We start from the raw sequence: 17,746 nt of genomic DNA, 5'->3' as shown, positions 1-17,746 counted from the left end.
GGTCGCGGAGTCCGAAAAGTGTAGAATCGGGCATGCGGCTGGATCTGGAAAACCTGCCTACCGACACGGCCTTGCTGCACCAACTGGTGCGCGAAATGGCCGGCTTCGTCGAGGCGCGGGACGGCGAGATCGAGCGGCTCAAGACCATCATCAAGCAGCTCCAGCGCGCGCAGTTTGGCCGCCGCTCCGAGCGCCTGGATCCCGATCAGTTGGCGCTGGGCCTGGAAGATGTCGAGGCCGATCTGGCCGCTGTCGAAGCGCGCCGCCCTGACGTCTTGCCCGCGCCTCGGCCAATGCAGCCCAAGCGCAAAGCCTTGCCCGAGCACCTGCCGCGCGAGGAGCGCGTGCTCGATGTCGAGCGCCAGGTCTGCGCCTGCGGCGAGCCGCTGCATGGCATCGGCGAGAGCGTCAGCGAGATGCTCGACTGGGTCCCAGCGCAGTTGCGGGTGATCCGGATCGTGCGCCCCAAGTACGCCTGCCGCGCCTGCGCCAGCGTCGTTCAGGCGCCCGCGCCGGAGCGGCCAATCGCCGGCGGTCTGGCCACGCCCGCGCTGCTGGCCCAGGTGCTGGTCAGCAAGTACTGCGATCACACGCCACTCTATAGGCAGTCTAAGATCTTCGCCCGCCATGGCGTCGATCTGGAGCGCTCGACGCTGGCCGGATGGGTCGGCGGGGCTTGCTGGTGGCTTGAAGCCCTGCACGACAGGCTGGCCGCAAACCTCTTCGCCAGCAGCCATCTCTTCGCCGACGACACGCCCATCCCGGTGCTCGATCCGGGTCGTGGGCGCACCAAGACAGGACGTCTGTGGGCCTATGCCCGCGATGATCGCCCTTGGGGCGGGCCGGAGCCGCCCGGCGCGGTCTACGTCTATGCGCCAGACCGCCGAGGCGAGCGCCCCGCTGCTCATCTGGCGCGATTCAAGGGCGTGCTGCAGGTCGATGGCTATGCTGGCTTCGAGCCGCTGGCTGCGTCCGGCGAGGTCCAGTTGGCCGCCTGCTGGGCGCATGCTCGGCGTAAGTTCTATGAGATCGCCGAGGCCACCAAGTCGACCGTGGCCGTCGAGGCCTTGCGTCGGATCGGCGAGCTTTACGCCATCGAAGCCCAGGTGCGTGGACAGTCGGCGGCCTTGCGCAAGGCCGCGCGGCAGGAATCTTCCCGCCCGCTGGTGGCGGCGCTGAAGACCTGGTTGGAACGGGAGCTGGCCCGCGTGCCGCCACGAAGCGCCCTGGCCGACGCCATCCGCTATGCGCTCGGCCGCTGGGAAGGCCTCTGCCTGTTCCTCGCCGACGGGCGCGTTGATCTCGACAACAACCCCGTCGAGCGCTCGATCCGGCCCGTCGCGCTGGGCCGCAAGAACCATCTCTTCGCCGGGAGCGACGGCGGCGGCGCCCGCTGGGCCGTGGTCGCCTCGCTGATCGAGACCGCCAAGATGAACGGCGTCGAACCCTTCGCCTACCTGCGCGATGTGCTGGAGCGGATGGTCGAAGGCCATCCCGTCAACCGCCTCGACGAGCTGCTGCCCTGGGCCTGGAAGAGCGGAAATCACGTCAACACCTGACCGACGTGCAGCGGCCGGACGCTTACCATCCTTCCCCTCCCGTCCCGGCAACCCGACACCGCCATCACGGCGTCTCTCGGCCCCGCGCCGACCGGGGGACAAACAGCCCGGCCGACGGCGCGGGCGTGGCGTCCGGATCGATGGCCTGTAGCGGGAAGAACAATCGCGTCCCCGACAGCACGGCGGGCGGCAAGGCCGCTTCGCCGGGGGTCTGGGCGAGGGTTTCGATATAGCGGCGGGTCTCGGCCGGAAGCGGCGCGCCGGTCTCCAGGTGGGCGGCGTAGCGGGCCGGTCCGGCGTTGTAGGCGGCCAGCAGACCGGGGTAGCCGAACCGTGCGCGTAGGGCGGAAAGATAGGCCGCGCCCGCCAGGATGTTGTCTCGCGGATCGTAGGGATCGGGTCCCAGACCGTGGGCCCTGGCCAACTCCCGATAGGTCCCGGGCATCAGCTGCATGAGCCCCATTGCCCCGGCCTTTGATGTGATCGGCACGCCGTTGAGGTGGGTTCGCCCGCCGCTTTCGGCGCGCATCACCGCCACGATCCAAGCCTGCGGAATGTCGAACCGCTGGGCCGCCTCGGCGATCCACGGACGCCATTGGTCGATACGTTCGGGCGTCGCCGGGCTTGCCGCGACGACCGCCGCCAGGACGATCAGGGTAGCCATAGCGGGGTCGCCCGGCCGATGACCGCGCCCTTGCCGACCGGCCCGAAATAACGCCCGTCGAACGAGTCCGGCGCGGGATTGAGCAGCAGGACCGCGCCGCCCGACAGCCGCTCGCACCCCGACCACCACGGCAGCTTACGCCCCCGGCGGTCGGCCGCGCGGCGCATGGCGACGGGCCGGCCGTTGACCGCGATCGAGGTCCCGACCGCGCAGACCTCGTCGCCCGAGACGGCGGCCACGGCCTTGATCATCGGCACATTGGCGGGGAGGTAGCGGCGCTGGGCGGCCAGGCGCCGCGCGGCGGGCGGCGGCTCTGCCAGCACGTGATCGCCGACGCGGACCGGCGCGCCCGGCCTGATCCGCCAGAGACCGACCGGCGCGCTGGCGCTGGCGTTCCAGACCAGGCGCGGGGCGGGATCGAAGACCAGCGGCGCTGCCAGGGCGACCAGCGCGCCGGCGGAGAGACCGGCCAGGACCTGGCCGCGCGGGGTGAGCCAACGGCTAAACATGGCGGTCCTCGCGCTCGGCGTCACGGCGCGAACCGTTGCGCCGCGACCAGGCGTCCAGGTCGTCGATGTGGTAGCGGATGAACCGGCCGTGGCGCCGGAAGGCCGGGCCTTGGCCCTGGCCGCGCATGGTCTCCAGCGTGCGTTCGGCCAGCCCTATATAGTGCGCGGCCTGGGCGGTGTTGAGGAACGGGCTGCCCTTGCGCGCGCGGGCGGCCCGGTTGATCGCGTCGTCTTCGTCCATCATCGCCGTGCTCCCTTTCCTCGTGGGGCGCGGCGAGGGTTGATGGGGTTTGGCCGCGCTGGGGCGAGCAGACCGCGCCCAGCGCGCGGGCGGGACGTACGCAAACGCGCCTACGAAATTCGTTCCCCCCTGCCGTTGGGCGGGCGGTGGCCCCCGCGCCGGGCGGCGCGGGGGCGAGGCCGGTCAGTCCTCGGGGTTCCAGATCAGGGCGAAGACGTCGTCGTCGTCCTGGCCGGCGGCGCGACCGAGTTTGACCTTGTAGGTGCGCGGGCCGATGTCGGGATGGGCCAGGGTCAGGCCGACATATTCCTGGCCCTTGACCTGACCGACGTTGTTCCAGCCGGCGCCGATCTCGATCCCGGACGCCACGACCCGGTAGTCGGGATAGGCGGGCGAGGGCTTGTCGCGGACGGGCACGATCTCGATGTCGGCGCGGATGTTGAGCGTGCGGAGCTGGCCCTTGAAGGCGCCGGTTTCCGAGCGGGTGACGTGGCCGAGGGTGGCGGTCATGGCGGGGGTCCTTTCAGCGATCCGTCGGGGCCGATCCCCGGCGACAGGCGCCCGTCATGGGCGGCCCGGCCCGCCTTGACCCGCAGGACCCTTGAGGGTCCGGAGGGCCGCAGCGCAGCGCAGGACCCGAGCGACGGGCTTTTTTGCAGCGAAGCGGGCGCGAGGAGCCGCGCCCTCTTGTCTTGGGCGCGGCGGGGAAAAAAGTTCGGCGCGACGGTTCGAGGCGGGACGGGACGCCCATAGGGTCCAAGCCATCGTCGTGGGGTCGTGTCCGACGGTTTGCTGCAAGGCCCCCCGCCATGATCGCCCGCTCGGCCACGCCGCCCGCTCGGAAACCGGCGCCTTCAAGGGCCAGCGCCGTCACCCTCATGGCCTGGCCGCCATCGGGATCGCCCGGCCGCGACAAGTCCTCGCCCGCCTATCGCCGCGCTCGGGACGGGACGTCCGGGATCGAGATCGGCGCCGGCTGGCGCAGCGGCGGCCGGGTCACGGGCCAGGAGTATGTCGGCCTGACCCTGGCCCATCCCGACATCGGCTCGCCCGCCTGCGAGGTCGGGCTTCTGTCGCGCGGCCGGCCAGGACGACGACGACGTCTTCGCCCTGATCAGGACCTTCGAGGACTGACCGGCCCCGCCCTCGCGCCGCCCGGCGCGGGGGCCGCCGCCTGCCCAACGCCATGAGAAAAACCCCGCGTCGCCAGACGCGGGGCTCAGGGTCTTGGAGGGATCGGGGCGGGCCGCCGCCCGCCCCGCCGCTCATTCGGCCGCGAGGATGGCCGGGTTGGGATCGCTGACCAGGGCCACGGCCGGGGTCGGGACCTCGCCCGCGCCGGGGGTTTTGACCCGACGCAGCAGGGGCGCGACCGCCTTGCTGCGCTCGGCGGTGGCGAAGCGCCGCTTGGTGTAGGCGGCGGCCGGGAAGGTCAGCCAGCGCGGCGTCCAACGCGCGACCTTGGGACGGTCGTTCGTCCCGTCGAGGAAGTCGCGCAGGATGGCCTTCTGGGTCTTGACCTTCTCGGCCAGATTGCCGTCGGCGACCTTCTTGCCGCCGACCTCCCTGAGCATGGCGTTGACCGCCTCGCGGTCGCGGATCAGCTCGAAGAAGGCCGCGTCCGGGCTCCAGAACGCGGCCATGTCGACCTTCAGATGCAGGCCCGCCGCCTCGACCTCGGCGCTCCCGGCGGCCAGCGCCTCGCCCATGACCACGGCGGCGATCGCCAGGACGTCGGCGTCGGGCAGGGACAGGAGCTTGGCGAAGACGCCCGCCGCGCCGCCGTCGCGTCGCCCCCCGACCAGAGCGCCATCGGCCTCGACGCCCAGCAGGGCGGCGGCGGCCGCCTGCTTGGCCCGAAACCGCGCCTCGGCCGGGCTGGCCATGAGGCTGGCCGACACCGCCTCGGCGCCCGCCCGCCGGGGATCGGCCTCGACGCGCCACAACGCCGACCCGGCCACGGCGTGGGCCACCAGCAGCCGCAAGGCCACGCCCGCATGGTCGGCCAGGACCGCGCGCACGGCGGCGTGGCGGTGCAGGTCGATATAGGTCTGCTGTGCGCTGGTGACCTCGGCGCGGTCGGTCTTCGGACCGTCGGCGCCGCCCTCGCCGCGCGCGGCTTTCGCGGCGGCGGCTTCGGCGCGCCGGGCCTCCTTGGCGCTCAGCCAGCCTTCGTGCGGCGTCACCTCGCCGCGCGAACTGACGGCCAGGAACACCTTGCCGCCCTTGGCCTTGGAGACCCGTTCGTGCTTCCAGGACTCGAAGGACTTGCCGGTCTCCAGCACCTCCACCGCGCTCCAGCCGTCGGCTAACAGGGCTTCGCGCTTGGCCGCCAAGGCCTGGTTCTGGCAGGTCCAGAAGAGGTTGGGATCGGTGAAATAGCTGTCCTCGCCGAACAGGTCGGCGATGATCTGGCCGGGGTAATCGTCGAGCCGGAACAGGGCGTTCTTGGCCGGGATCGAGGCGCCGCCGAACAGCCAGGTCTTGAGCTGGGCGCCGGTCGGGGCGCGGCGCTCGGGATCGTCCAGCATGGCCAGCCACTCCTTCTGCTGGCTCTTAGTCGCGAGCGTCAGCGAGCGGACCGTGGCCACGTCGATGGCCTCGCGGCGATAGAGGCCCCGGATGCGCGGCAAGAGGTTGCCCAACGCCAGGGTGCGCCGGACCACCGCGTCAGTCATGTGGAAGGTGGCGGCGATCTGCTCGGGCGTGCGGCCCTTGCGGATCAGCTTGGCGAAGGTCTCCCAGCAGGTGACCTCGTCGGCCGGGAGGCGCGCGAGGTTTTCGATCAGCGAGGCCTCGATGGCGGCGGCGTCGTCGCCGGGCGCCAGGATGCCGATGGGCACCGGATCGATCTCCACGCCCTGGGCGATGGCGGCCATGGCCGCGAACCAGCGCCGCCGCCCGGCGACGATCTCGAAATGACCGGGGACGACGGCTCCGTCCTGCGTCTTTTCCTGCACCAGCATGGTCAGCAGAACCCCGCGCTGACGGATCGACGGGGCGATGTCGGCGGTGTCCGGATCAGGCCGCCCGTAGTTCATGTTGAGCGGCGAGATGGTCATGTTGCGGGGGTCGGCGAAAGCGAGTTTCATGGCGGTTGCTCCTGTTGTTCAGGGGTGGAACCGGCCCCGTCCGTGTTGCTGTCCAGGCTGCGGGCGGGGCCGGGGATGCGCCGGGATTGGCGCAGGGCGTCCGGCGCCGGGGCTTGATCCCGGCGCGCGGAAGGGCGGGATCAAGCGGCCATGGCGAGTCGCGCCACGGCGCTAGGCTCGGGCGACGGCGCGGCCTGGAAGGCCAGCAAGAAGTCAGCGGCCTTGGAGGCCTGGGACGCGGCCCGGAAGATGGCGCGGTTGTCCTCGCGCAGGACCTCCAGCCACGCGCCGATGTAGTCGGCATGGCGCACGGTGGGGACGATGCCGAGGGTCGCGCAGACGAAGGCCGCGCCCATTTCGGCGACCAGCTCCTCGCGCGCATAGGCCTTGCCGCCCCGGTGGCCCGACTGGTCGCGGTCCAGGCGGCAGCGGTGGCCGGTCCAGTGCGACAGCTCGTGGAAGGCGGTGCGGTAGTAGTTGATCTGGTCGGTGAAGGCCGGTTGCGGCGGAACCTGCACGTAGTCGAACAGGGGATCATAGAAGGCGCGCGGTCCGCCGACGCGGAAGTCCGCGCCCGTGGCGGCGATCAGCGCCTCGGCGTGGAGGACGGCTTGGCGCTCAGGCAGCGGCGCGGGTTCGGGATCGACGCCCGACAAGCCTTCGCATTGGGCCAGATTGAAGACGGTGAAGCGCTTCAGAAACGACACCTTGCCGGGCTCGTCGCCGTCACGCGCGGCGCGTTCCCGCTCGGCCTGGGGCGTGAAGCGATCGGCATAGACCACGCTCGTGCCGCGCTCGCCGCGCCGCACGCAGCCCCCGGCGGCCAGGGCCTGCTTGAAGGTCAGCCAACCCTGGGACGGATAGCCGTGCTCGATGACCGCGCCCCACAGCAAGAGGATGTTGACGCCCGAATAGCGCCGCCCGGTGATCCCGTTGCGCGGCAGGGACAGCGCCGCGCGCCCGGCCGTTCCCCACGGCTGCACCCAGGGCAGGCGCCCGGCCTCCAGCTGGTCGATGATCCGGTGCGTGACCTCGTCATAGAGGCTGGCTTCAGCTTGCCGGGATGGCTCCCGCCGGGAGGGCGAGGCCTTGGCGGCGGACTTGCGGCGTTGGCCGGTCGGGCGCATGAGCGGGCTCCTTCCCCGCCCCAAAACCCCGCATCCTTTCGCCGGAAAGGGGGGTGGGCGGCGAAGAGCGGCCGAAGAGGCCCGTCGCCGGATGGTGGCACCCGAAGGGCCGAAACGCAGTGGAGGAGCCGGCCCTGGCCGGCTTGCCGCCGCCCAAGGCGGGCCTAGAAGGGCGCGCCGCCCACCCCCGTTTCAGGGGAAAGGAAAACAAGGAAAGTCATCGCGCGCAGCGCGATGGCCGTGCCAGGATCACGACTGATCGACACAGGACCATGCGTCCGAGCGATGGAGGACGTCTTGGACATCGATCCGGAAGAGCATACCGACGAGCACGACGACCGCGGCTACCAGCCTTCATCCGAAATCGATCCCGCAACCCTGCCCGCCGCGCTGCGCAGCCTTGAACTGCTCGATGATCCCTACCTGTCCATGCAGGCGACGAACCTGGGCATGGTCGACATGTTCTGCATGAGTTTGGAGGATCAGCTGCTGGCGACTTATTGGGCTACCGACCGCACCCCTGTGATGGACGCCACCTTCGTGTCGGCCCAATCGCAGATGTGGATCTTCGCCGCCTACGAGTTGCTCAGGACCTGGCGCCAGCGCGCCAAGGACTCGATCAAATGGGCCGAGAACGGCGGCTTGCCCACCAAGATCGCCGACCTAAGCAAGGATGTCGGGTTCTTGCACACCGGACGCTTGATGCGCGCCGCGCAGCTGGAGCGCCTGCTGGCCGAACCCGCGCGGGTGGACAAGCTGCGCGAGGATTTGCGGCGAATTCACATGCCGTACGCGCGGATGCACTTCCTTCGCATCGCCCTGGCCAAGCATGAGGTCAGCGGCCGCAAGAACGCCATCGCCTACGCGCCGGGCTATGGGCGGATCAACATGTGGTGCGGCGCCATCGATTTCGAGCTTTCGAACGGCCGCTACATCCTGGGGAACATCAATCGGCGCGACATCGCCAACGACATCCGCTCGATCATGCTCAATCCAGACCCGCCTTCGCCCGAGCATCTGGCCGAGTTCGACGCCTTTATGAAGGGCCCTCCTGGCGGATCGGAGGCTTAGAACCTGGCGCTGTCCGCAGGCAGGCCCTGATGGACCGATGTCCAGGGCCATTCAGGCCTCCGGCGCGTGCTCGGCCGGCCGGGCCTTGCTGGAAAGCATGCGAGCCCCGTCGCGTTCGATCACCACGATCACCGCTTCGTCCCGCCAGACCTCCACCGACACGGCGCTGGCATGCTCGCGAAGCAAGCTCCACGCGTGAGCGACATAGGCGTCGGGCGCAAGCGCCTGAACGTCGACCGCCGTGGCGACCTGATTGTCGGCCAGGCAAACGAAGGTGTAGGTGTCCATTCCGGCAAGCCTAGCATCGATTGCGAGCGGCGCTGGAGGGAAAGGACCGCCGCTTCCGACTTGCTCGCCGTTCGATTCGACCTGTCTCTAGACTGATCGACCGACGGAGCGACCACCTTGCCGACCGATGTTGAGGCTCGTCAGCACTTGATCGCCTCCGATCGACTGGAGCGGCTCGCCGCAGCCATGGACGTCTGGGACTTCAACGCGTTCGACACCTGGCGCCCGACGATATGGCGCCTCATGGAAGACGTGCTCGATGCTCGGGTGTGTCGGGAGTTTGAACGCCATCCACCGGAGTATTTGGTGGGCGACGACCTTTCATGGCTGGACGCGATCATCGCGGACGCCACGGGCGCGCACACCGACATCAAGACGATGGCGGCGGACCGCATCGCCCGTCATTTTCGGGCCTTCCGGACCTGCCACGCGACCCGGACGGCCGATGTCGAGGCCTTCTATCGCGACGGCCTACGGCCGCTGGATCCCCAGACGGCCCACACGCGCGCCGCCAAGATCTTCTTGGGTGGCCAATTTCCGGAACTCTCGCAAGACGATCTCGACCAAGCCATCCGCGCTGTCGGCACGGACACCAGGGAGGGCCGCGTCTATTTCGACGCTAACGAGCGAGCCCTGATCGATCATGCCGGCCACTACCTCCTCTATGGCGGCGAGTACCTGGTCGCGATCGCCGCCCACCTGCCGCGCTATCGGGACTATCGACAGTGCCTCAAGGCTTTCGGAGCGCCGACCCTGTTCGTCTGCGATGTCCCGTTCGCATCGATGCACAGCTACACGCTGCTTGAGTTTGCCGGCGTGGCCCTGGAGTACATGTTCGAGCGCTTGGCCGACGACGACTTCGAACCCGAGCGCTTTCGCGGCGCGGGGTTCTCCATTCGCCGTCCCCTGCCGCCGGAATACATCGTCGGCCACTACCATCCCACCTGCATCCGCGACCCATTCCTAGGCTATGCGGTGTTGGCGGAACCGGCGCCCGCCGGGCCTCAATGATGAACCGTCAACTTCGACTCCGTACCCGTCATCGATCGGATGCCGACCATGCCGCATGATACTCCGGCGTCCAGACCCGCACCACGCATGGCAAACCCATCGCTCTACAAGAATTCAGATTCCGATCCTCGAGGTCCATGGATGGCATCGGACCTGACCATCGCGAGCGTCCGCCCCCGTCAAATTTATGAGTTGATGGGGAGCCTCCCACCGGAGGGCCGCAGCTGGCGATATACCCGCCAGCGCATGCAGGAGTTCGAAGCTGAAGGTCGTCTCGTCTTGCGAGCCGGCGGCCGCCCGTTCCTGAAGCGCTACATGGCCGATGCGGCCGGCGTGGCCGCCCCGTCGCCAGACGAGGTGGCGCAGCTACCGCCATTCGCCGCGTTCATCCGGGAGTTCTCGGCCGACTTGGCGCGCCGACTGGCCTTGCGGCCCGGCGATCTCAAGGACCTGGAATGGCGCGATCTCGAGCGGGCGTTGGCCGAAGCGTGCGAAGGTCTCGGCTTTCAAACCCGTTTGACGCGCCCGGCCAAGGACGGCGGTTTCGATATCGAGCTAGTAGCCGCCGGCGAGACCTACTTGGTCGAGGTCAAGCACTGGTCGGCGCCGTCTCGTGTGGGAAGCCCCGAGGTCACGCAGTTTGCGGAAATCGTCGTCTCTCGTGCCGCCGCCCGGGGTTTGTTGCTCTCCACCTCGGGCTTTCGATCCGCAGTGATGGCGGAACGGCTCGAAGTGGCGCCCCAGCGGGTCGCCTTGGGCGACGGACAAAAGATCATCGGCCTCTGTCAGCGCTATCTTGAAACCACACAGGGTATGTGGTGGCCGCAAACGCAGCTGCCCGAGGTGCTCTTTCTCGACACCTTTTAGCGATAAACACGCGCTTCTCCACGGACCTTCGATATTGAAGCTCGGAGGCTCGACCTCTCACGTCAACTTAAGCCCTAGGTGGCGACTTGCGGACAAGCGGATCTCCGTAGACGCTCATCGCGAAATGGACATCCGCCGTGTCGCCGAGACGCTCGCTGACCGCCGCATTGCCGGCGGCATTGGCGTCGATCACTGGCGCTCCGACGCTCCACGCCGCGAGGAACCCAGGAAGCCAGTAGACGGGAACGCTGGCGCTCAACGGCCAAGGAGAGCCGATCACTGTCGAACAGCCGGCGTTCAACAATTGCTTGGCCAGACCCATTGTCGTCTGCGCGCCGGGCATGGCGTCGACGCGTCCGCCGCTGCAAACCAACAACACGACGACCTTCACGTCCGACAACGCCCGGGCCAGGGCGCGCGAAGGCTCGGCCAGCCCGGCCTCGTCGCTGATCCCCTTGAAGAACCGGCCGTCGGGTAGATGCAATCCGCCATGAGCGCCAACGATGGCGAGTTCGGCGCCGGCGAAATCGGCAGGGATCGTTGGTTCCTGATTTAAAGATATCGCGTGCAGATCGAACGTCGACTGCAGGCGTTCGGCCATGACACCCAATGTCGGCATCTGCTCCGGCGCGGACGCTGTCGAAATCCAGGCACGCGGCGGACTTGCGACGCGATCGCGTCGCGCAGCGGCATGAGCGAGCCAAGTTAGCGACGGCGCCATCGCTATCGCGCGATGGCGAGCTGCAAAGTCGCCGTCCACGGGGATCAAGTTCGCCGGTAAGGACTGGAGCGCGGTGTCCATGATCATGACCGCCCGGCGGGGAGGCAGACTGCTCACGCCGACCGAGCGCAGACTTGTTAGGAAGGCATTCGCTTCATCGCGATCAAAGCCGTAGTTGTAGGGATACCGTCGCGACCATTGCCGGAACGCAGCTATCGAGAAAGTCCGCTCGTCTTCGACCTGCACGGTTTCACCGGCTTCTTCGTCGACTTCGACCCGCACCAGACGACTTTGTTCGTCGAGGCCCAATAGGGTGACACCCAACCCAGTCCGCGCGATATCCCGCGCGATGCGTAGCGGTGTCTCCGGGCGCGAAGGCAGGTCGACCGGCTCGGCGTCACCTATTTCGTCCCATCGCGTCACGGCCTGGTCAGCGAGCAGTTCGATGGCGAAAGCGACATCCTGTACCGCTCCCACGGCCGCCCCATTCAGGAATCGACGAGCGAGAATGGCCAGGTTGCGCATGTCGAATCCCGCGTCGCCGGCAAAGCGAGCGTTTTCCGTCCGGCCCGCCATTTGCGCCAGCGCGGCCGCATCAGGGCGATCTGCGGCAAAGACGCGAACCTGGTCGGCGATCGCGCCACCGAGCCGATCGATGGCGCTCGCCATGAGATCATCGACGTCCGCAGGCGTCTGAACGGCTTGAGCTCGCGCCAGACGCACGGCCTGAACCAGCAGCGTGGCCACCGGACCAAGCTCATCCCGTTTCTCCAAGACCACGCGGCAGTTGTCGGCGATCCGCTCGACCAAGGCTTCTAACTGGGCCGGATCGTCATCGTGCGAACCCAGGTCTGAGAAATCGAGCAGCAAGGTCACCGTCTCGAGCCGGTGTGCGTAGCGCTCAGCAAATCCGCTTTCCGTCAGCATGTCACTCGCCTGGCCGAGGAGACGACGCGACAGCAAGCTCAGACCCAGATCTCGAAACACCCGGATCAGCGATTGAATCTCGTACCAAACCTCCGCGGCTAAGACGGGTACCCGGCGTGCGGCGCCGCATGACAGCGCCAGCAAGGCTTCGAGCAAATCACCTGTCCGATGGTAGACATCGCCATAGGCGAACCAAGCAGCCCGCTGCCGCGCCGGGTCGGTTCCGCTGAGCTCAAGAACCCCCTCGATCAGGTCACGCGCCTGTTGGCGACGCCCGGCCGCCACAAGCTTGCCCCCTGCCAGCCTCATGGCGGTCAGATCAAGGTTTGGCTCGTTGGTGTAAGGCGCAAGAGCCGCTGCAACGGCGGTCGTTATCTTGAGCGCGCGCTCGTCGGCGTCATCGACCAGCGTGTCGCCCTGCATCTCAACCATCTCGAGAAGATCGCTGGCGATCCTCGGCTTGAAGTCGCGGGGCAACAACTGCGGAGGAAAGGTCAGACGACCGATCGAAACAACGGGCTCACTTTCAATCCAAGCCCGGGCGGCGGAAATGACGGCGCGCAGGTCTTCTTCAGTCGGTAACGGCCCAACGACGGGCGGCGTTGGACGGATCTCGGGTCTGAGGCTGGCAAGGGCGAAGAGCGCATGGGCTGCCGCCAATCTGCCGCTACTGCCACTGGTCTCGACCGAGACTAGTCGGGCCAGGGACGTTCGAATGGTGACGTCCCCAGGTACTACGCCCAGGTACCAGGCGGTCGTTTGGATAACGAGCGACAGGTCATCCTCGATCTCGTCGTCGTCAGATCGGCGGCGCAGAAACCTCTGGCTGGCGAAATGAAGCAGATGCTTGATTTCGGTCGCCGTTCGCCGATCGTCCGCCCCCGTCGACATGAGGATGTTCGTGGCCAAGGGCAGCAGATCATGCCGTTCGGCATGTTGGGCCAGCGCGACGCGGCCGATGTCGGCGAACGCGGCCCAATCTGCGTCGAAAGCCTCGTAGACCGCGTCGTAGTCGACATCGGCGGAGCCCAGGCTGGTTGCGAGCCATGTGTAGAAATTCGCCTCGTCCGCGCGGTCGGCGATGTCCCGCAGCAACGCAGCTGCGGCGGCGTAGTCGCCGTCGCGCCGGCGCTCCATCAAGCGATATTCCAGCAAGGCCGTGGATTGGGGGAAGCGACCACCCATCCTCTGCACACAGGCTTCCACGACATCGGCGACGCCGACTTCGTGGGCCAACCGCATGGCGGTTTCCAGGTCCTCTTCGCGTTCGAGTGAGGCAACGGCCGGGCGCAAGAGTCTGGCCACGAGGTCCCCGTCATGGGCCCGGTGAGCCACGCGGGCATAGGCGATGGCGACATCCGGCGGCAGGACCGACGGGCCGGCCAGTTCGGCGTTCAAAAGCTGCACGGCCGCTCCGTGCAGGCCGGCTTGCGAGAGCAGCTGAATCTTCATCCGCGACTTGACGAGATCGGAATAGGCCAAGCGATCGATTTCGGTGATTACGTCACCGACCCGTCCGGACTGGATCGCCTGCAGCCAGGCGACGGCGCGCTCGGCGACGACGGCCTCCGGTGAGTGCTCGGGGCCGCCGCCGATGACCCCGCAATCGTCGTCGATCTGGTTCAGACGCAGCTGGTTTTCCGGACGGAACGGGAAATCCTCTCCGGCGTCTACCAAGACGTAGATGGCGGTTTGGCGCGCGCGCTCCACGCACGACTTCGCCAGACGCGCTAGGTGCTGGCTCCAGATCGTCTCCGGCTGTCCAAGACCATCGGGGCGGTCAAGCTGCAAGGCGGCGTCGCGATATCGAGCCCCATAGGGCACCATGACCGCCTGCTTGGCAGCCGGTGCGGGAAACGCGGCCAGCACGGACGTCTGATCTAGATTTGATGTACTGACCACTTTGAGCGCGCGAGCTAACCAGCCGGGAAAATGCGGGTCGTCCGTCGGGACGGAAGCGGCGGTGAGCGCCGCGGTCACCGCTGCTCGCAGTTGCGCCTCGTCAGGATCGCTGGCCTGTCGCGGAGCGAGAACGACCGTGACGGTGTCGACTAGGTTGGCCTCACCATCACTGATCCCCAGCAACACGGCCACCTGCTCAGCCAGGCGGCCAAGCTCTGCGGGACCCATGCAATAGAGGTCGGCCTTTCCCATCATGGGCGCATTTCGCAACATCATGTCCTGCAAGGTCATGGCGGGGCTGTCCTCGTTGGACATGAAGGATCTCCATGGACGGTGACGCGACCGAGATTGACGGGCGACAAGGGTCGGCCCGACGCCCTTATCGACTTGCGCGCTAGCCCTGGCTAGGCTCCCGGACAAGGGGCGCTCCATGACCAAGGAGACCGGCAAGAAAGCCGCCAGCGACGCGGCCAAGGTGCTGTCGGACCCGACGTCCACGGCCGCCGAAAAGAGCGCGGCGGGCGCGGCCCTGACCCAGCGCGCCGGCCCAAAATCGTCGGCCGCCAACGAGACCACGAGCCCCGCCGCCGCCAAGAAGGCCAGCAAGGTCCTGTCGGATCCGAAATCCACGGCCGCGGAGAAGACGGCGGCGGCCTCGGCGCTGGCCCAGGCCGCGCCGAAGGCCAAGCCCGCCAAGCCGCCGGCCAAACCCGCGTCGAAGCCGGCGGCGAAACCGGCCGCGCCCAAGCCCGCGACGGCTAAGCCTGCCGCGCCCAAACCAGCCGCCAAGCCGAGCGCACCAAAGCGCAAGTAAGCGTGGCGCGCCTTGGCCATGGAAGCCATCACGCGAGGCTGGGCGACTGTGCGACGTGGCCTGATCGGCGCCGTCGCCCTCGCCGTACTCGCTCAGCCCGTCCAGGCCCAGACCCCCACGGCCGGCGACTGGACCGGCCGGGTCGGCGATGGCGCGACGGCCCTGCGCCTGAACCTCCACCTCGCCGCCCAGGGCGGCCTTCTGTCGGGCACGTTCGACAGCGTCGACCAAGGCGCGATGGGCCTGCCGCTGGCCAATGTCGAAGCGCGGGACGGCCGCCTGTCGTTCGACTTGCCGGTCGCCCATGGCCGCTATGTCGGCGCCTGGGACGCGGGCGCGAAGGCCTATGTCGGAACCTGGAGCCAGGCCGGACAGACCACGCCGCTGACCTTGGTCGCCGGCGCGGCCGCGGCGCCCGCCGCCGCGACCTTGACCCCGGCGCGCTTCGACTATGTCCCGGCTGCGCCGGCGCGGCCCCGCGTCGGACCCGCCCTTCCAGTCGGGCGCTGCATCAATCTCTCCAACATGCTCGAGGCGCCGACCGAAGGCGCCTGGGGGCGCCCCATCCAGGACGGCGACTTCCCGTTCATCGCCAAGGGCGGGTTCACGACGGTGCGGATCCCGGTCCGCTGGTCGGCGCACGCGGCCAAGACGCCACCCTACGCGATCGATCCGGCGTTCATGGCTCGCGTGGCGCACGTCGTGAAGACGGCCACGGATCATCGGCTCAAAGTCATCCTCAACGCCCACAATTTCGATGAGCTGACGGCCGATCCCCCAGGCCAGACCGAACGCTTCGCCGCGCTCTGGCGCCAGATCGGCGCGCGGTTCGCCCAGGCGCCGGACACCGTCTGGTTCGAGCTGATCAACGAGCCGCACGACAAGCTGGACGACGCCAACCTCGGCGCGGTCCTGGCGCCGGCCCTGGCCGCGGCGCGCGAGCGCAATCCGCGCCGGCCGGTGCTGATCGGCGGCGGCGACTGGAGCGGCCTTGGTAGTCTCGCCACTCTGGTCCTGCCCGACGATCCCTATGTCGTGCCGACCTTCCACTACTACGACCCCTTCGCGTTCACCCATCAGGGCGCGACCTGGGTCGAGCATCCGCCGCCGTTCGGCCGCCGCTGGGGCTCGGCGGCGGACAAGGCGTTGCTCGACCAGGACCTCACCAAGGTCAGCGCCTACATGGCGCGCACGGGCCGGGTCCCGGTGATGGGCGAGTTCGGGGCGCAGGATGATCCGCGCGTGCCGATCGAGGACCGCGTCCGATACTACGGCGCGGTCAGCGCCGCCTTCGCCTCGGTCGGCGTCCAGGGCTGCGCCTGGGGGTACGCGTCGGGATTTCGCCTGCGCGACGGCGCCGGCTGGTTGCCCGGGATCGCGTCGGCGATCGTGACGACCAAATAGGGGTCCGCGACGGCGCGTCCGACTTCCTTGACGGCGCCGAACGCGACTAGAAGCGGGCATGATCATCGCCGCCGCGCTCACCGCCATCATCGCCTGCAACGCCCCCGCCGTTCATGACGGCGACACCCTGCGCTGTGGCGCCGAGCGCGTGCGCCTGTTCGGAGTCGATGCGCCGGAGGTTCGCCGCGGCAAGACCCCCGCCGAGCCGCTGGCCTACGAAACGCGCGACGAACTGATCCGCCTGACGCGCGGTCGCGTCGGGTGCCGCTTTGTCGATCGCGACCGCTATGGCCGTTTCGTGGGCCGTTGCTGGTCGGACGCCAGCCCCGACATCAACGCCGCCCTGATCCGATCGGGCCTCGCGACGGAGTATCGACGCTACAGCAAGGGCGCCTATGCGACGGCGGAGGATGAAGCGCGCCGCGCCGGCCGCGGCGCCTGGCGGCGTCCCTAATCATCCACACGCGGCCCACAGGTGCGACGCCGACGCGCGATGAGTCCGATTGACTCTCTTGGCCCCAAGGAGAACATATAAGGAACATCGGAGCCCCCCATGCCATCCCAACCCGCGATTTCGCGTGCGACGCCGCACGCCTGCGCCTCAGTTTACGTTCCCTTCGAGGCCGACATCGAGACCCTGGCCGAGTGCGTCGCGCCCGACCGTCACCTGCGGACGATCTGCGGCTGCGGCGAGATGGCCGAGTTCGACGCGACAGCCTGGCTCGAGCGCCGCCTGGGCGACTTCTCCATCATCAATTTCACCGACCGGCTGCGCTGTCCCTGCGGTCGACGCCAGGGCCGCTTTGAGGTCTGGCCCGGACCGGCTGGCTGCTCGGGCCTGAAAACCCGTTTCGCCGCCTCGCTCTACGACTGAACCATGTCGATCCCACCACCATCTCCGCCCGTGACGCCGACCGCGCCGCGCGCCGATCGCCGCGTCATGAAGCTGACCCGCGTCCGGGTCGACACCACCGACAAGACCTCCAGGACCCTGCACTTCCTTCATCCCGACGGTACGGGCCGCGGCAATTCGCGGGTCGGCTTCGTCTCGCCCGAGCACGTGCCGGCGTTCGAGGGCGAGGAGGCCTGGTTCGAGATGGAGCGCGTCAGGGCCAAGCCCTGGTCGTACTGGCGCGCCGTCCGGCGCGTGGATCCGCCGCCCCATGCCTGAGCCCAGCGACGCCGACCGGCGCAAGGCCGCGCAGCTCGATCCTGCTTTCGCCGACGCCCGGCTGATCGACGCTCTGGAGCGCGGCTGGGAGATCGGCTTTCGCTGCCAGTACTGCGGTACGGGCAAGACCTGGCGCCGGGACACGATGTTGGGCCGGGCGCGGCGCTATCTCAACTGCACCATGGCCCGGATCCAGGCCCGTCTGCCCTGTCCGCGATGCCCTGGCCGCATGCCGATCATGACAATGTCCGGCGTGGTCGACCCCGGCGAGGCCGAACGCCGTCGCTGGGCCACCATCTCCCTGCTGCTCGATGCGGGCCTGAACCCCACTGACTACGGTTACGGCTGGACACCGCCGGACCGGCAAGCGGGCTGACG

The 17,746-nt window shown here is 68.5% G+C and carries 19 protein-coding genes; 11 read left to right on the top strand and 8 right to left on the bottom strand.

What is annotated here, in order from left to right:
• Nucleotides 1–32: 32 nt before the first annotated feature.
• Nucleotides 33–1,559: an IS66 family transposase gene (gene tnpC / locus AC1RJ9_RS23960; RefSeq protein WP_492840581.1), complete on the top strand. Its 1,527-nt coding sequence runs from the start codon at nt 33–35 to the stop codon at nt 1,557–1,559.
• A 64-nt stretch (nt 1,560–1,623) separates the two neighbouring features.
• On the opposite strand, the gene AC1RJ9_RS23955 is transcribed toward tnpC, so the two are convergent.
• The 4 genes from AC1RJ9_RS23955 to AC1RJ9_RS23940 form a co-directional block, all read right to left on the bottom strand.
• Entirely contained in the window at nt 1,624–2,223 is a 600-nt protein-coding gene (locus tag AC1RJ9_RS23955; protein WP_492840583.1) for a lytic transglycosylase domain-containing protein, read from the bottom strand.
• Entirely contained in the window at nt 2,211–2,732 is a 522-nt protein-coding gene (locus AC1RJ9_RS23950) for a S26 family signal peptidase (RefSeq protein ID WP_492840585.1), read from the bottom strand. Before AC1RJ9_RS23950 ends, AC1RJ9_RS23955 begins: the two co-directional genes overlap by 13 nt.
• The gene (locus tag AC1RJ9_RS23945) at nt 2,725–2,976 is read right to left on the bottom strand and encodes a helix-turn-helix domain-containing protein (protein ID WP_201723080.1); all 252 of its coding nucleotides are present in this window, start codon (nt 2,974–2,976) and stop codon (nt 2,725–2,727) included. Before AC1RJ9_RS23945 ends, AC1RJ9_RS23950 begins: the two co-directional genes overlap by 8 nt.
• Nucleotides 2,977–3,156: 180 nt before the next feature.
• Nucleotides 3,157–3,483 (bottom strand): DUF736 domain-containing protein, encoded by a 327-nt coding sequence (locus tag AC1RJ9_RS23940; RefSeq protein WP_099538427.1) that lies wholly within the window; start codon nt 3,481–3,483, stop codon nt 3,157–3,159.
• A gap of 299 nt (nt 3,484–3,782) precedes the next feature.
• On the opposite strand from AC1RJ9_RS23940, the gene AC1RJ9_RS23935 reads away from it, so the two are divergent.
• The gene (locus tag AC1RJ9_RS23935; RefSeq protein ID WP_492840587.1) at nt 3,783–4,163 is read left to right on the top strand and encodes a DUF736 family protein; all 381 of its coding nucleotides are present in this window, start codon (nt 3,783–3,785) and stop codon (nt 4,161–4,163) included.
• A gap of 75 nt (nt 4,164–4,238) precedes the next feature.
• Here AC1RJ9_RS23935 and AC1RJ9_RS23930 read toward each other — a convergent pair whose 3' ends face one another.
• Nucleotides 4,239–6,065: a ParB/RepB/Spo0J family partition protein gene (locus AC1RJ9_RS23930; RefSeq protein WP_492840589.1), complete on the bottom strand. Its 1,827-nt coding sequence runs from the start codon at nt 6,063–6,065 to the stop codon at nt 4,239–4,241.
• A gap of 140 nt (nt 6,066–6,205) precedes the next feature.
• A complete protein-coding gene (locus AC1RJ9_RS23925) occupies nt 6,206–7,192 on the bottom strand; it encodes an ArdC family protein (protein WP_492840591.1) in 987 nt (328 codons plus the stop codon).
• A gap of 297 nt (nt 7,193–7,489) precedes the next feature.
• Here AC1RJ9_RS23925 and AC1RJ9_RS23920 point away from each other — a divergent pair, with 297 nt between their 5' ends.
• Nucleotides 7,490–8,263 (top strand): hypothetical protein, encoded by a 774-nt coding sequence (locus AC1RJ9_RS23920; RefSeq protein WP_184717338.1) that lies wholly within the window; start codon nt 7,490–7,492, stop codon nt 8,261–8,263.
• A gap of 51 nt (nt 8,264–8,314) precedes the next feature.
• On the opposite strand, the gene AC1RJ9_RS23915 is transcribed toward AC1RJ9_RS23920, so the two are convergent.
• On the bottom strand, nt 8,315–8,551 hold the full coding sequence (locus tag AC1RJ9_RS23915; protein ID WP_492840594.1) for a hypothetical protein: 237 nt from the start codon (nt 8,549–8,551) through the stop codon (nt 8,315–8,317).
• A 117-nt stretch (nt 8,552–8,668) separates the two neighbouring features.
• Here AC1RJ9_RS23915 and AC1RJ9_RS23910 point away from each other — a divergent pair, with 117 nt between their 5' ends.
• On the top strand, nt 8,669–9,562 hold the full coding sequence (locus AC1RJ9_RS23910; protein WP_492840596.1) for a hypothetical protein: 894 nt from the start codon (nt 8,669–8,671) through the stop codon (nt 9,560–9,562).
• Between the two features lie 141 nt (nt 9,563–9,703).
• The gene (locus tag AC1RJ9_RS23905) at nt 9,704–10,429 is read left to right on the top strand and encodes a restriction endonuclease (RefSeq protein ID WP_492840598.1); all 726 of its coding nucleotides are present in this window, start codon (nt 9,704–9,706) and stop codon (nt 10,427–10,429) included.
• Nucleotides 10,430–10,496: 67 nt separating this feature from the next.
• Here AC1RJ9_RS23905 and AC1RJ9_RS23900 read toward each other — a convergent pair whose 3' ends face one another.
• A complete protein-coding gene (locus AC1RJ9_RS23900) occupies nt 10,497–14,294 on the bottom strand; it encodes a hypothetical protein (protein ID WP_492840600.1) in 3,798 nt (1,265 codons plus the stop codon).
• Nucleotides 14,295–14,409: 115 nt separating this feature from the next.
• Between AC1RJ9_RS23900 and AC1RJ9_RS23895 the strand changes: the two genes are divergently transcribed.
• The 6 genes from AC1RJ9_RS23895 to AC1RJ9_RS23870 all read left to right on the top strand — a co-directional run bounded on the left by AC1RJ9_RS23895 (nt 14,410) and on the right by AC1RJ9_RS23870 (nt 17,744).
• Entirely contained in the window at nt 14,410–14,793 is a 384-nt protein-coding gene (locus AC1RJ9_RS23895; protein ID WP_492840602.1) for a hypothetical protein, read from the top strand.
• Between the two features lie 18 nt (nt 14,794–14,811).
• Nucleotides 14,812–16,197 (top strand): glycoside hydrolase family 5 protein, encoded by a 1,386-nt coding sequence (locus AC1RJ9_RS23890; RefSeq protein ID WP_492840604.1) that lies wholly within the window; start codon nt 14,812–14,814, stop codon nt 16,195–16,197.
• A 58-nt stretch (nt 16,198–16,255) separates the two neighbouring features.
• Nucleotides 16,256–16,651, top strand: coding sequence for a thermonuclease family protein (locus tag AC1RJ9_RS23885; RefSeq protein WP_184717328.1), 396 nt, complete (start codon nt 16,256–16,258; stop codon nt 16,649–16,651).
• Between the two features lie 99 nt (nt 16,652–16,750).
• On the top strand, nt 16,751–17,071 hold the full coding sequence (locus AC1RJ9_RS23880; protein ID WP_184717321.1) for a hypothetical protein: 321 nt from the start codon (nt 16,751–16,753) through the stop codon (nt 17,069–17,071).
• A 3-nt stretch (nt 17,072–17,074) separates the two neighbouring features.
• Nucleotides 17,075–17,368, top strand: coding sequence for a hypothetical protein (locus AC1RJ9_RS23875; protein WP_492840607.1), 294 nt, complete (start codon nt 17,075–17,077; stop codon nt 17,366–17,368).
• Nucleotides 17,361–17,744: a hypothetical protein gene (locus tag AC1RJ9_RS23870; RefSeq protein WP_492840609.1), complete on the top strand. Its 384-nt coding sequence runs from the start codon at nt 17,361–17,363 to the stop codon at nt 17,742–17,744. The genes AC1RJ9_RS23875 and AC1RJ9_RS23870 overlap by 8 nt, the downstream gene beginning before the upstream one ends.
• Nucleotides 17,745–17,746: the final 2 nt, after the last annotated feature.

The organism is Caulobacter sp. GW822-FHT07D08 (assembly GCF_058798735.1).
Note: the sequence above shows the minus strand (reverse complement) of the source record. Positions and strands in the feature narration are given on the sequence as shown.